This window comes from Plantibacter sp. RU18, from assembly GCF_050613355.1.
In the GTDB taxonomy this organism is placed as follows: Bacteria; Actinomycetota; Actinomycetes; order Actinomycetales; family Microbacteriaceae; genus Plantibacter.
The window spans coordinates 3,881,503-3,895,867 of the sequence record NZ_CP159618.1; the positions used below are offsets into that span (position 1 = coordinate 3,881,503).

Annotated in this window: 11 protein-coding genes, 1 pseudogene and 1 other annotated feature; of the genes and pseudogenes, 8 read left to right on the forward strand and 4 right to left on the reverse strand. The window is 62.7% G+C overall.

Features of this window, described 5'->3' with window-relative positions; translation table 11 throughout:
* Nucleotides 1–160: 160 nt before the first annotated feature.
* From ABMA10_RS18485 to ABMA10_RS18505, 5 genes and pseudogenes are all read left to right on the forward strand, one after another.
* Nucleotides 161–424 (forward strand): hypothetical protein, encoded by a 264-nt coding sequence (locus tag ABMA10_RS18485; protein WP_431030793.1) that lies wholly within the window; start codon nt 161–163, stop codon nt 422–424.
* A gap of 667 nt (nt 425–1,091) precedes the next feature.
* A complete protein-coding gene (locus ABMA10_RS18490; protein ID WP_431030794.1) occupies nt 1,092–2,336 on the forward strand; it encodes an IS256 family transposase in 1,245 nt (414 codons plus the stop codon).
* Between the two features lie 227 nt (nt 2,337–2,563).
* Nucleotides 2,564–3,721: pseudogene (locus tag ABMA10_RS18495) on the forward strand (KAP family P-loop NTPase fold protein); the annotation flags it as partial.
* A 732-nt stretch (nt 3,722–4,453) separates the two neighbouring features.
* Nucleotides 4,454–5,673 (forward strand): IS3 family transposase gene (locus tag ABMA10_RS18500; RefSeq protein WP_431031001.1). Its coding sequence is split into 2 segments (ribosomal slippage): nt 4,454–4,733 and nt 4,733–5,673, totalling 1,221 coding nucleotides; the frame shifts between segments, so codons are not numbered across the junction.
* Nucleotides 4,732–4,845 (forward strand) — a sequence feature (AL1L pseudoknot). (Overlaps the previous gene by 114 nt.)
* Nucleotides 5,674–5,726: 53 nt before the next feature.
* Nucleotides 5,727–7,490, forward strand: coding sequence for a hypothetical protein (locus ABMA10_RS18505; protein ID WP_431030795.1), 1,764 nt, complete (start codon nt 5,727–5,729; stop codon nt 7,488–7,490).
* Nucleotides 7,491–7,682: 192 nt separating this feature from the next.
* Here ABMA10_RS18505 and ABMA10_RS18510 read toward each other — a convergent pair whose 3' ends face one another.
* Both ABMA10_RS18510 and ABMA10_RS18515 read right to left on the reverse strand, forming a co-directional pair.
* Nucleotides 7,683–8,108, reverse strand: coding sequence for a DUF1761 domain-containing protein (locus ABMA10_RS18510; RefSeq protein WP_431030796.1), 426 nt, complete (start codon nt 8,106–8,108; stop codon nt 7,683–7,685).
* 176 nt (nt 8,109–8,284) lie between these two features.
* Nucleotides 8,285–8,611, reverse strand: a complete 327-nt coding sequence (locus ABMA10_RS18515) for a hypothetical protein (RefSeq protein ID WP_431030797.1) — start codon at nt 8,609–8,611, stop codon at nt 8,285–8,287.
* A gap of 1,174 nt (nt 8,612–9,785) precedes the next feature.
* Between ABMA10_RS18515 and ABMA10_RS18520 the strand changes: the two genes are divergently transcribed.
* Entirely contained in the window at nt 9,786–10,286 is a 501-nt protein-coding gene (locus tag ABMA10_RS18520) for a DoxX family protein (RefSeq protein ID WP_431030798.1), read from the forward strand.
* Nucleotides 10,287–10,840: 554 nt separating this feature from the next.
* On the opposite strand, the gene ABMA10_RS18525 is transcribed toward ABMA10_RS18520, so the two are convergent.
* Both ABMA10_RS18525 and ABMA10_RS18530 read right to left on the reverse strand, forming a co-directional pair.
* Nucleotides 10,841–11,797, reverse strand: a complete 957-nt coding sequence (locus ABMA10_RS18525) for a S41 family peptidase (RefSeq protein WP_431030799.1) — start codon at nt 11,795–11,797, stop codon at nt 10,841–10,843.
* 1,233 nt (nt 11,798–13,030) lie between these two features.
* Nucleotides 13,031–13,153 (reverse strand): hypothetical protein, encoded by a 123-nt coding sequence (locus tag ABMA10_RS18530; protein WP_431030800.1) that lies wholly within the window; start codon nt 13,151–13,153, stop codon nt 13,031–13,033.
* A gap of 256 nt (nt 13,154–13,409) precedes the next feature.
* On the opposite strand from ABMA10_RS18530, the gene ABMA10_RS18535 reads away from it, so the two are divergent.
* Together ABMA10_RS18535 and ABMA10_RS18540 are read left to right on the forward strand one after the other, a co-directional pair.
* Nucleotides 13,410–13,988 (forward strand): hypothetical protein, encoded by a 579-nt coding sequence (locus ABMA10_RS18535; RefSeq protein WP_431030801.1) that lies wholly within the window; start codon nt 13,410–13,412, stop codon nt 13,986–13,988.
* Between the two features lie 13 nt (nt 13,989–14,001).
* Complete coding sequence (locus ABMA10_RS18540; protein ID WP_431030802.1) at nt 14,002–14,256, forward strand: hypothetical protein; 255 nt, start codon at nt 14,002–14,004, stop codon at nt 14,254–14,256.
* The last annotated feature ends 109 nt before the right edge of the window (nt 14,257–14,365 follow it).

The following is a 14,365-nucleotide window of genomic DNA, read 5'->3' on the forward strand; positions in this document are numbered from 1 at the left end:
TCTTTGTTGACGCTGTGAAATCCGAGCGTGGTCGAGCCGGAGATCGACGAAGGCTGCCCCGTGAAGGTGACTAACGTTGGCGCCCGACGATAGAGCCTCGCCGGTCTGAAAGGTGACAAACAACGCGCGACTCCTCCGACCGTCTCCCACCAACCGGATAGTGGTCCACGACCCATCCCTCATCTCCGATGGAACAGCCAAGGGAGATTTTCATGAAGTTCACGAACCGTACGACGCAGATGCGACCGGCGGCGTACTGGCTGCAGCGGGACTTGCTCCCGCGGCAACGCTTAGCGCGGCGATCGGCGGACTGGCCGAAATGAGCGCAGGCTTCCTGAAGGTCTGCCAGACGGCGAGCAATGGCGCACACGCAATCTACCTGAATGCGTATGTCACCGGTAACGTCGGTTGCTGGGGGCATTAACTCATGCGAGCCAGAGGCCTGCGGAGCAACATCAGTGATCCGAACACTCGGTGGCCAACCATCGCATGCCTCCTCGGCGCGATTGGTGCGCTGACGGCGACCGCGTTCATCATCCTTTCCTCGGCATGTGACGAAATTGCTGGCACCGCAGGAGTCTTCGCACTGCTCCTCCTGATCGCGAGTGGCTCTGTTGTCACTTTCGGTGCTGTGCTGTTGGGGAAGCGCGGCGACCGCTAGTTGCAGAGGTTGATACCCGAGCGTATTGGGCGAGAGGAGCTGGTCCTCTCGCCCATTCTCCAGTCCGGTCCCAGCCCCTCATCTGGGACTCGACGCTCGCCGAACTGAAATCTGCGCTCTTGAGAGCAGTCGGGTATTGGTGGTGATCATCTCGTACTTACCGCGGCGGTTCGGCAGTGGTATGGCGGGCTGCAGCGAGCCAACGTTCAGGTAGCGCCCACACCGTCCAAGCGGATTGCCGCACCCTACAGGACCCGCGTTGGTCCACGGATTCGGGGTGCGTTCGGGGTTTGCTTGTGGTGACAGTGCAGCAGTAGTGCCCCATAAGGTGGTGTAGCCTGCGGTGGCCGGCTCGGTCTTGGACGTGAGCGCGGTCACCGTGTGACTCCTTCGAGAAGTCTCTAACCTCCACTCGAAAGGCATCATCACGATGACCGCTCCACATATTGTCGACCCTGCACACCTTCTTGGCGAAGCCCTGACCGACGCGTCTCCCGATCTGATGCGGTCGCTGCTGCAAACCATGATCAACGCGCTCCTCTCTGCCGACGCTGACGCGGTGATCGGCGCCGAGTGGGGCCAACCCACCCCGGGTCGCACCGTCCAACGCAACGGCTACCGGCACCGCGACCTCGATACCCGCGCCGGGACCATCGATGTCGCGATCCCGAAGCTGCGCTCTGGCACCTACTTCCCGGAGTGGCTCCTCGAGCGCCGCAAACGCGCCGAGACCGCCCTGATCACCGTCGTCGCGGACTGCTACCTCGCCGGCGTCTCCACACGCCGCATGGACAAACTCGTGAAGACCCTCGGGATTCACTCGTTGTCGAAGTCGCAAGTGTCCCGGATGGCTGCGGACCTCGACGAGCACGTTGACCAATTCCGACACCGCCCGCTCGGTGATGCCGGCCCATTCACGTTCGTCGCCGCCGACGCTCTCACCATGAAAGTCCGCGAAGGCGGACGCGTCATCAACGCCGTTGTTCTCGTCGCGACCGGGGTCAACGCCGATGGGCGCCGCGAGGTCCTGGGCCTGCGGGTGGCCACGTCGGAGACCGGGGCGGCGTGGAACACGTTCTTCGCCGACCTCGTCGCCCGCGGTCTGACCGGGGTTCGTCTGGTCACTTCCGACGCGCACCGCGGTCTGGTCGAGGCGATCGCCGCGAACTTCCCCGGCGCGGCCTGGCAACGCTGCCGCACCCCCTACGCCGCGAACCTGATGTCGGTGACCCCGAAGAGTCTCTGGCCCGCGGTCAAGGCTATGCTGCACTCCGTTTACGACCAGCCCGACGCCGACGCCGTCCACGCCCAGTTCGACCGGCTGTTGGACTACGTCGACGGGAAACTGCCCGCAGCTCACGAACACCTCGACGCTGCCCGCGCCGACATCCTCGCGTTCACCGGGTTCCCCGAGGGGCTCTGGCAGCAGATCTGGTCGAACAACCCGAACGAGCGCCTGAATCGTGAAATCCGTCGCCGCACCGACTCCGTCGGCATCTTCCCCAATCGCGACGCGATCACCCGGCTCGTCGGCGCCGTCCTTGCCGAACAGACCGATGAATGGGCCGAGGGACGCCGCTACCTCGGACTCGACATCCTCGCCAAGAGCCGCCTCACCATCGTCCCCGACACCGGAACCGAGGTGCCCGAACCAGAACTCGCCCTCAGCGCCTAACCCAACGAATCGAAGGACACACGGCTACACCACTCCACGGGGCTTGACCAGTGCAGCCCGTCCATGATTACCTGCTGACGCGAGCGCCACTGGCCTACCCCCTGTTGTGGTGCACTCGAGGCGCGCTGTCGAGGTGTCCCGATCGAAAACGTCAGGATCGCCAGTACGGTCTTCACCAGGGGGCAGCTGCGTTCCAAGCCCGATGGAGGGCGTCGCCAGCTGATCACATGACCGATATTCATGATGGTTCCAGTCACGCGCGTCTGAGTGCGGAGGATCTGGTTCCCGATGAACCTCTTCGCGGCGCGGGAAAGAACCCTATTGCTGACAGTGACGACCTCCTTCATCACAGGGTCATCGCTCGGAAAGTCGCCGAACTCGCAACATCCGCAAACGGCAAGGTCAACATTGCTCTGTTTGGGCCGTGGGGCGCCGGGAAGAGCAGCTTCAATGAACTACTGAAAGAGGAACTGCAGGCCATCGACCCGAAGGTGCGCCACATCACCTTCGACGCGTGGAAGAACGCCGGAGAGGGCTTCCGCACCAACTTCCTCAGCGAACTCGCACGCCAGATCCCGAACGCTGACCGCAAGGTCTCCGACCAGCTGTTCCAGGCCACAACGAAAGTCACCCTCCCGTTCGTCAGCGCGTTCAGAACCGGCCACGGCGGCAAAGGACTCTTCGCGCTCATCGCGTCACTCCTGATCACACTGTTCATCCTGTTCCCACTCGGATGGACAGTCCTTGGAAACGTGTTCGACCCGGTCGACGACTTCATGGCGCAATGGTGGAAGAACATCACCGGTTGGGCCGGGATCGCGGTCAGCTCAACACTCCTGCTCGTCGTGAGCGCCGGGCTGGTGGAGCTGTCGAAGGTGACGGTCTCGAGATCCACACCGAGCCACGTCGCGCAGTTCGGCGTTCTGTTCAACAAGCTGCTCAACACGGATGCGAAGCGCCGGTACGTCATCTTCATTGACGAACTGGATCGGTGCGGGAAGAACGATGTGATGGCGACCCTTGAGGGTCTCCGAACGTTCCTCGGTCACGACCGGTGTGTGTTTGTCGTCGCTTTCCACCGTGACGCCATTGCGACGACCATTGCGGAGCAGATGCAGCACTCTGTCCCGAGTCAATCGGTTTCACCGTATTACCGGACAAGCGGTGAGTATCTCGACAAGATCTTTCAGTTCCAGCTGGCGCTGCCGCCTCAGCCGGCCCACACATTTCGCCGCTATGCGCTGTCGCTCGTGCGAGAACGCGGCGGGGTGTGGGCCCCGCTGGGAGCCCACCAGGATGGCCTTCTGGACCGGGTCGTCACTGTTCTTTCGCCCATGCATCTCGCCAGCCCTCGCCGAACCAAGGTGCTCCTCAACGACTTTGCAGTCAACGCGCGGGTCTTTGAGAGCCTCGATTTCGATTGGCTGAACAGGGCGGAAGAAATTGCCGTCCTCACGGTCATCCAGACCGAATTTCCGAACCTCATGGCCGACATCGAACGCGCCCCGTCCCTCATGCGACTGTTCTATCGCCAGGAGACGCCTGCACGTCCGGAGATCGTGGCACTGCTCAACCGGTATCGGATCCCGGATGCGGCAGCCGATGAGGGAGATGGCGACCAGGCGGAACTTGACCGGGTGGTGCGAACCGATGGAAGCGACAATGTCGCACGCGAGCTGCAGATCAACCTCGAACGCTATCTCCGTCGACTCCGTGAAATGGGCGCACCCGAGCCTCGGGCCGATCTCATCATGATGCATTCCGATGGGAATCTGCTTCACTTCGACGACCCAGGCGTGTATCACGATGTGTTGCTGGCTGCCGACACCCCGCGGCAGGATGTGGTCGAGGCCCTGTCCCTGGCTTCTCCCGGCGACCGTGCCCTCGCCATTGACCACATTCTGGAACAAGCGGAGCCCGAGTCCACCCAGATCGCGTTGAGCCTCCGGGTGCTGGCTGGCGAGCTTGCGGCAGCACTTCCGACGATGTCCCAGCTCACAGCATCCAACCTCCGCTCGGGGATGTTCGCCGGGCTGGCGGGCCATACCCAATTGAGCATGGAGGTGTCTTGCCCTTGGTTTGATGGAGACTCTGATCGTCCTGAAAGGATGAGGAGTATGCCAGCTTTGAGGAAGTACCCGGCGGAATTGAGAGAGCGTGCAGTGCGCCTTGTGTTCGAGGCGCGTGATGCGGATGGGGGCCGCCGTGGTGTGTGTACCAGGATCGGCCGGCAGCTTGGTGTCCCGTCGGACACGTTGCGTGGCTGGGTCCAGCGCGCCGAGGTCGATGGGGGTCTGCGTTCGGGGACGTCCACTGATACTGCGGTTCGCCTGGTCGAGGTGGAGCGTGAGGTGAGGGAGTTGCGGCGGGCGAACGCGATTTTGCGGAGCGCGTCGGTTTTCTTCGCGGCGGAGCTCGACCGCCCACACAGCAGATGATCGCCTACATCGATGAACACAAGGAAGAGTTCGGGGTCGAGCCGATCTGCAGGGAACTGCCGATTGCCCCGCAGACGTACTATGCCGCGCGGTCTCGGCCGCCCTCGCAGCGGTCCGTCAGTGACGAGGACACCGTGGTGAAGGTCCGTGCCGTGCACCAAGCGAACTATGGCGTCTATGGCGTCCGGAAGGTCCATGCGCAGCTGCGTCGCGATGGCCACCGGGTGGCCAGGTGCACGATCGAGCGGCTCATGCGTCGGGAGGGTCTCCGCGGGATCTCGCGGGCCAAGGGGCCACGCACGACGATCCCTGGGCCATTCACGGATCGTCCGGGGGACCTCGTTGACCGACGGTTCACCGCACCTGCACCGGACTGCCTCTGGGTTGCGGACATCACCTACATTCGGACGTTCTCCGGCTGGGTGTATGCCGCGTTCGTATTGGACGTGTTCTCCCGCCGGATCGTGGGCTGGCAGCTCTCCACAACCATGCACACCGAGCTTGCCCTCGATGCTCTCGAGATGGGCGTCTGGACGCGGCAGCGTGCCGGCCGGGACCTGTCACAACTTGTCCACCACTCGGATCGTGGAGTCCAATATCGTGCCGTGCGCTACACCGACCGCCTCGCTGAGGCAGAAGCAGTCGCCTCGGTTGGGTCCAAGGGCGACAGCTACGACAACGCGATGGCCGAGGCGCTGAACTCTCTATTCAAGGCCGAACTGATCCGCAACCTCGGCCCGTGGAAGGGGATCGACGAGCTCGAGATCGCGGTCGCGGAATACATCGACTGGTACAACCACCGCCGACTCCACGGCGAGATCGGACACATCCCACCCGTCGAAGCCGAGAACAACTTCTACACGCAACTACCCACCATCACCGTGATGGAACGGGTCTAACCGAGCCTCTACCAAACCCGGGGCTTGACAAGGGGTACGCGCGCGCCGTCGCCGTGTCGTACACGGAGGTCTCCTCCTCGCGGGTCCTGGAGGCGGCCGCCAAGCACTCCGATGCAGCCCTCGGTGTCGTGATTGGCCGGTTCGCTGATGAGCTCACACCCGCCGACTGGTTATCGGCGCGGCCAGGGATCTTGTCGAAGGTCCTGGACAACGCTGCTCAGCTGCCGGGCGCGACTGCCGCCGTGCTTCGACGTATGGGAGATGAACTCGATGCCGGACTGAACACGGACCAGATTGCGGTCCTCGCAGACAGCCTGTCCGCGGTGAAGCCAGAGGAGGTGGAGCCGGCTGCCACCACTGTTGCCGCACGGCAGGAAGCGGAAGAGCAGAACGCACAACTGCTGGCGGAGTTTGAGGAGGAACGCGACAGGGTTCGTGCGGCAGCGGAGATCATCGTCGAGATCTGGCCGCAGCTTCCCGCCGATGGAGGTGTCCGTCGCAGTGTTCTCCGGGTCTTGCGCGCAACCGATGACGACAGCACCTGGCATGTGGACCGGCACGACCAGCTCATCACCGACGATATCGACGCCGGCAACATCCACGCGGCGAACGCGCATCTGCTCACCGCAATTGCGGAGCAGCCGCACCTCGCTGCATCCCGATGGCGCAAGCTCCTCTCAAACGAAGCGCACGTTGACCCACAGCAGAAAGCGCGCGCGCTGGATGCGGTAGTGAATCGCGCAACCGAAGCGACGGACGTGGCCGTGCGCACGAACGGTGCGCACAACGCGTTCCGGATCGCCTCGCTCCCCTCCACGCCTGTCCCGGCGACAGAGCTCCTTGCCAAGGTCGCAGCGTCGATCGCAGCGGACTGGAATGAGTACACCGATGACCGCTTCGAGTACCAGTCGAAACTCCTCGACACCATCGACCTACTTGACGATGCGGACGCCAGCACCACCGCGTACCGCGCCCGTCTCCACGTGGGCGCGGTCACGTCTGCCCAGCTGGAGGACGCATCGGTCGACCAGATCGTCTCGTCCGTGAAGCGACTCTCCCCCGTCGAGGCAGGTTCAGTGGCGAACGGCCTGATGGGTGCGCGGCTCTGGGAAGACGATTATCCCGAGCACTCCACCCGGGTTCTCCTCGAAGCGCAAGAGGTAGCGATCTCCGGCGGACAACCCATCGACACGCTTCCCGCCAGCGCCATCACACAGGTGACGAGTCCGGCCACCAAGCAGCAGCTCGCGGATGCCTGGCTTCGAACTGCGCCGCCACTAGTGGAGGTGAAGCTGCTGCTCACAACAACCGCCTTCTCAGCCGCCGCCTGGCAGGCGTTCGGTGCGCGTGTGACGGCCGAGCAACGAGCGGAGGCATGGGAGATCCTGACCAGAGCGGGTACGGCAGTCGGTGCGCTCCGAGGCTTGAGCATGACGGGTCAACCACTCCATGTGTACGAAACCGCGGCCGTCACGGTGCGCGACGCCACGTCGAAGACGAAACGCGAAGCCGCGATCGATCGATTCCTTGCACTGCCACGCACCATCGACGCAGCGGGAATTGCGCAGGCGCTCGTGAAAACGATGTCGGACGAGGAAAAGCGCACCGAACTCCCCCTCGGGCTACGACTCATCAAGGCCTACGACCCGCACTGGTTCAAGGCCACCATCTCCGGCCTGAAACCACAGTTCACACGATGGGCAGAGGTGGGCGAGGCGTACGTTGCCAGGCGCGACCTCGACTGGCTGGCCGACGCTGGCTACATCGTCCGCAAGTCATCGATCTGGGACACGATCTTCGGCGGCCGTAACCGGTAGAACGATGCCCGTCCCCCACGAAAACCCGCGACAGCTTCGTCTGACACTCGAGAGCGCAGCCCACCGAAGCGACACACTCGTCAGCGTTGCCTGGCAAGGCTGGGATCGAATGCTCTGACATCTTGAGAGTCCGCGCCGATGGGTACACGCATGCGTGTTGGACCGTCCAATGGCCCTTCGGCCTGGTCTCCGTCAGATGCCTGCTGGTGGCCACAGGCCGATGATGATCGCCATGACCAGGACGGTGACGAGTTCGTGTGCGATGTTCAGGACAGTGAGCGTTGCTGGGCGGCTCTCGAATGCGTCATGGGTGATGAAGCGGGCAGCGGTGAACCCTGCCCACAGCAGGACGGCGACGATGAGCGCGGTGATGAAGAAGGGAGCGCCGGTAGACGTCCACGTGACGAACACTGCTCCGGCGAGGACCCAGGCGGTGATGAAGCTCACCGCGACCGTGATGCTGATCGCCCGCACCGCGCCACCAGTGTGGGACGGGTCGATTCGAGCAAGCGTCATCCAGCGTCTCCCGAATACCTTCGGGGCATACCAAACTGACCCCACCACCATGCTGGAGAGCATCGCGGCGAGCACCGACCAGTAGTTCACAAGTGGTAGCACCCGCACAGTATGCGTCAACCTGCACCAGAATGACGAATCGTGGCCGAAAATGCTCCAATCCCCACGAGTGGCGGAAGCCCGGCCGGCGTGCTCACCGGGCGAGGTTCCGCCGAGACGGGGATGCCGCCACCGCGTGACTCGGCGTCGGCTCCAAGGCTGGACGAGACGTTTGCCTGTTAGTTCAGTGCGCGGAGATGTCGGCCTCGCGCGGGTACGTCGGCCGCTGCGGGTTGCGAGCGGGCAGGGCTCCGCTCCCAGTGGATCGCTTCTCGCTCTCCCTGGGCGGGGTTCCAATCGGGGTCGTATACCCACACGGCGTCGTCTTCGTAGACGCGTCTGTGCACACGCATGCTGGCAGCTTTCGCGGCACGCCGTAGCAGCCGTCGCAGCTCCGCCAGGTCACGCTCATCCCCGCCGAACTCGTCATAGACGATGTAGAACTCATGCTCTGTTCGGAGGTAGTCAATCTGCTCGTCGATGTATTCCGGCGTGATCGTTGCCATGCCAAGACGATAGCGGCCCCGGGCGTCTGGGTTGGCCGTGACGTGTCTTCTTTCGGGTGGAAGAGAAGTTCCGTTTGGAGGCGCGGAGCGAGCGGACAGGGCTAACAATTCGTGCAGTCAGTGGCTGGCCGTGCGGAGTGTGCCGGTCGGTGCCACGCAAGGAGGTCAGGGGCGACGTGACAGTACAGCCCCACTGCTAGCTGGGTCGGAGGAATGAGACTCCGGCGATGACTGCGTCGTCCGCGATGGTGCCGAGTCGTCGGACGAACTCTCCGACGGCGAGGCTGAAGGCCTCGAGGCCAAAATGCACCATGTTGTGTCATTATTGGCCCTTGGTGTCGGGAGAGGGTCTGGGATGGTTGGGTTTAGTGCAGTTGTTGGGGTCCTTGCGCTGGTCGCGGTTGTGCCGCCCGTGGTGGCTCTTGTCCTGGGCCTCGTCTGGGCGCGAAGCAGGCAAGCGTCGAGGGAGGTGTCGCTCGTGTTCGCGGCGCTGGGCGCGGCGACGTTATCCGGGTATGTGGGAGTGGTGGGGAGTTTCGTCGTGCTCAGTGTTGCGCTGAACGGCATGGGCTAGTGTCGCGTAGCTGTAGCAAGTCCGTCTGCTCTGATGCGTGTGCTCGAGTGGTTCGTCGGGGTCGTGGGATGTGTGCGTTCGTGAGGTGGGGTGAGCGTGGCTGAGGATTTGGTCCGGTTTGGGGCAGCCGCCGCTGCCGCTCTGGAGCTGTATCTCGCGGGCACATTCGACGCGGAGACTGCGGTGGAGTACCTCATCGAGCAGGCGGAGAAGCAGCGAATCGACCTCAAAGGGCCAGTAGCGAGGCCGGAATTTTGCGCTTGGTCGAGCGAGAGGGCGTTAGCCGATGCCCGACGCGACGGTTGTTGACTGCGCGACTGCGGCGGCTTTTCTCCGTCTTCCAGTCTGCGATAGTAGATGACTCCGAGGATTGTCGGCCGCCCGGGATCAGGTAGCAGATCTGCTTCTACGACCCGCGCTCATCCGGGCAACGCGGCTCGAACGAGAACGCAAGCAAGTTCATCAGGCAGCGCTTGCCCGCAAGCTGACGTGTGTGTAGTCCTTCGGACACAGCTGACGGCCAGAGGATCCCTGGGCAGGACCTGCCATATAGGCTCATTTCAAATGACGAAGTGTGCACAGTCCCCCGTTACCCACGCCATGGGTGCGGCCATCAATTTGACTGCCCGCGTCAGCGTGGGCTTGATGTTCTTGTTGGGCGCGGTTGTGAAGGTCCAGGAACCGGCCCGGCTCATCGGAACTCTCTCCGATGCGGGGATCGTGTTCCCCGCCCAAGTCGCCGGGTTCGTCGGATGGATGGAGTTGCTCTGTGGGGTTGCACTCGTGGCCGGCCTCTTCACCCGAGTGTCAGCGACGCTGCTGGCTGGGACCATGACGGTAGCGCTCGTTACCGTTACCGGCCCGCCACTGGTGGCTTCCTCGACTTCAGTGTGGGAATTGCTCTCACACCTGTTCTATAGCCCCGAATGGCTGCTCCTGATTATCTTGATTGCAGTCGCAATCCACGGCCCGGTGAAGTTCAGCGTTGACCATTTGCTTGCGCCTGCGTATGCGCACCTCAGGGGCGCTATTCACCCGCTGTCCTCGACAGCGTTCCTGCGCATGCGGTCGTCTCCGACGCCAGACCAGCCTCTGCAGTAACACCACGCTTCTTGCCACGTGGCCTTCACTGACAGTGCCGCCTCGGATTCTGCCGTGGACATCGGCACCGTTCTGCACGTCCACCAAGTCAGAATCTCCACACCATCACCATCGGCAGGTTCCTGATCATCGCCGCGATCCTGCCGACCAATGACCGTCAGCGCCGTCGCAGACGCGACCGGCAGACTTGCACTGGGCGCTTCCCAGCCCCGACAGGGACCCGTCCCCCGCGCTAAGTGCACCTGGCGGAGCGTTGTTCGACGCTGACACTGATTCGGCCCTGTCGCCGAGAAATCCGCGAGAGCACTATCTGCTTCGGAGGTGTGTGTCCGCCCGGTAGAGGCGGATGACGATCTCAGCGCTTTCGCGCTCTGGAGGACAGCAATGAGCCAGCGCAACCTCGCGTGGTCTTCAGTACTCACCTTGGGTACCAGCGGAGTGGCGGGCTCCCGCATCTAGCTCTGCACTAGCGGCTACAGTGCTCAAACCTGACAGTCCCATGGCCACACCCGATGCACCTGTCATGTCGTGATGGCCGGTGAATTGTTGGAGCGCTAGCTGCATCCTTGCGCGTTCAGCCAGTCGATAGCTGCCTGGGGAGCTTGCTCGGGAGCGATCTCAACTCCTGGCTGGACGGGCTGCTCCTTTAGATTCGTTCCATCACGGTCGACGTACATGCTGCTCGTCAGCACGAGTACCGCACCATCATGGAGCCGGTGGAAAATGTTTGCAGAGGTATACCCTGCGCTGGCTGTCCCGAAGAACTCCACGCCGCTGAGCCCTCGGAACGCCGTAAGGATCGCCTCTCCGCTGGATGCGGTCCGCGCGTCCTGCAGCACAGCGATCGGCCGTTCAGCAACCTTCTGCATTTTGGGGATAGTAAGCAACGTACTGCCCTCGATCCCCGCGCCGTCGTCCTGGATAGTGACGACTGTTTTGGTCCCGGTGTTCGTCACGAACGACAATGCTTGACCGTTGGGCAGGAGCGGCGAGACGCCCGAGAGCATCGGAAACATGTTGCCGCCGATGTTGCCGCGTACATCAATAATCCAGCCGCAGGTTCTTGCGTCCGCGCTGCTGATTCCGCTTACTGCCGCCTCCGCGTACTCTGCTTGTTGGTCAGTCGAGACGTCACCGAGTTCGGGCACGGTGATCGTCGTGACGCCGGCCTCAGCGCTAACCGTCGGCGCTATGAACTTGGCGCTCCCGTTCTCTGCGAGTGCTTCTGCTTCGGTGGGAGTGAAAAAGAACGAATGCTTGCCGCCCGCAACTGATGCCGCCTGCGCCAGCGGCGCATGTAACTCTTGGTAATTCGTCGCCTGGATGGCGGCCTGCTTCACCTCAGCACGTGCCGCGTCCCACTCGGCCCCCTTGGCGTAGTAGCCCTCTTCCATCATCTCGAGGGCGATGTCGGCGTATCGTTCCGGCGAGGGCGGCACGATGTAGACGCCAAATTTCGGGCCGAAGGTGTGCACAGCATATGCACCCCCGGCCACGAGCAGAGCCAGCACGCCACCACCAATACCCAGCCTCCAGCGCCACCGGTTGTGAGCCGTCGAGGATGAATGCCTCATGCCGCGTCTCGGCAGACATGCCCCAGCGCCGTGGTGTTGCACGAGCATGTCCGAGCGGCCACTCGACTCAGTGCGCAACCAAGAGGCCCCCTCAGGCGCATCCCGGATCTACGCACGCTCATGCGTGCGCGCGAGGAACACAAACTACTGGACATGATATTCCGATCAGCACAAGTGAGGCGGTCGCGAGCGAGCTGGTGGGTTCGTGCCCGACGCGATGGATGGGGGTGCGCGTTCGGCCGGGGACCCGAACCGTTACCCCTGCCCCACACGGCAACCAGGACGACGAACCCGAACGCCATGTCGACCAAAGCAAAGTCACCGTTCAGCGATGTCCGACCCACCAGAATTGTAGAGAGCCAGAATATGGATCATCAAGTCTCAAAAAGATGAATTCGGTCCCACAATGACCGACAGGGCGTCGCCGTCAAGTCTCTGGACACCCAACGGGGCCCTGATGCTTTCGCAGACACGCGCGTACGCATTCTGGCGGCGTTCGCTGCACGCCGCAGGAGACATCACAGCTCACCAAAGTCGCATTTGTTCAGGCCGAACTCGTTACAGATGATGTGGAACTCATGCTCTGAGGTAGCTGATCTGATCGTCGATGCGTTCGGGCACGATCGCTGCCATACCAAGGCGAGGGCGACCCCCACCTGCCTGCGCTGCCAGCACGACGACTCTCGGATACCTTGAGCCAGGGCACGGCCGAGCGCTGCCGCCTGAAGGCAGTCAGCACCGTTCGAACCAGAACGGGCCGGTACCGTATCCCCCGATACGCTACCGACCCCACCATCGCGCTCCCGCGTCTGGCTCAAGCACGAGCGTCGTGCACGTCGGACAGAATCCGCCGCGCACGGGACCCCTCCAGCGTGCTCAATCAACGCTAACCACCCTCAGCGGCCGCCGGTATCCTCCAAAAAGAGGACAACGCGTCCTGAAATGGCGCACGCCCGCGCAAATCATGCTGACCCTTGAGTGCCGAGGATCGATCGTCCCCTTCGTGCGACACAGGCAGGACCTGGCCCGGCCGGGTCTTTTCGGGGACAGTCCGTCCCGATAACGATCGAGTGTCGTGGATCGCTGAACGTTGACTATGTCAAGGCTGGTTGGCCCCTCTGCGGCGATTGATTCTGGCCCCACCTGCCCCACCTGACTAGGTATTGCGAGTCAGTTGTGGGTGAGTTGCTGATTGGTGCGGGCGAGGCGGTAGGAGTCGGTGCCGGTCTCGATGAAGACGGACGCGGACACTGGGCCACCCCCGTCGATGGCCTCCTCGCCGCCGGCCTCCACCCAGGCAAGCCCCGCGACACCCCCGATGCACCAGATGCAGGGGGTGCAAGCACCAGAGGCATGCACCAGCCGTTACCTCGTTCATCAGCTTTGCCCGAGGTGTGTCGTTCACCGAGGCAACCCCTTGACACAGTTTGTCTCATAGAGGGATGCTGTGTCTCACAACACATCTATGTTGACGGCCTTGTGCGAGGCGTTTGACACCTCGTTGGAGCAAGGCTCATCCGATCTCATCACTGAGGGAAGGAAGTACCGAATGAAGCTCTACACACTCGTGACCGCCGTAGCAGTTACAACATTGCTCACTGCGGCGGTAGTTGCGCCGAGCAGCGCAGCGCATGCCACAACGGAGGTGTCGCCTGCAGCGTCAACCTCGGACGCGGGGTTCTCCGTTCAAGGGCCTGACGGAGCCATCCGATCGATTACTCCTGACGCAGTGAACACCACGTCCCTCAGCGGCCTCAGCGCCACCATTTCGATGAAATCCACGGATCAAATCGTGTTGAGCGCAGACGCACGCACCCTCCTGCTGCAAGACGAAAACGGGGGCGTGCTCCTGAACTCAGCAAATCCCACCCTCGAAAACGGGGGCGATATGGTGCCTGCCAAATTCGTTGTTGAAGGGGATCACCTGATTGTCACCCCAGTTGAGCACACACCCAACCTGGCACGCGCCGATTGCCCCTCCGCATTTTGGGGTGAACTCATTTTCAACATCGGAATGGCTGGAGTGTGCGCGATGCTCGGCATCGCGACTGCTGGGCCCGGTGGGGTTGCCTGCACGATGGCTGTAATCGGAGCGAACCTGGGCATCGATTGGGACGCACCCTGCTAGGTAAGGAGCCACAATGTCTTCATCATTTCTGACAACACGAATCGACTGGAAAAACCCACGACAGTTCGGCAAGTTCGTCGGCCTCCTGTGGGCACTGACCGTCTTCGGCACGCTGGTCGGCTTCCTCATCCAAGCCGCCGTAGGCGCTCGCGCTTGGTCAGGCGTCACTGGGGACATGCTCCCTGTCCTGCTCGGCGCATCTATTGGGTATGGGCTGCTCTGGGCCGCAAGCGCTCTATACGCCAAGCGCCACCCCACAGGTGACTGAATAGACTCACACGCTGTCCTCGAAGGGCGTCCGTGGAAAATCCACGGACGCCCTTCGTCTGTCTCCAGCCGGCGCTGTGCTACTCCGCGCTGGCCTCGGCACCGATCCA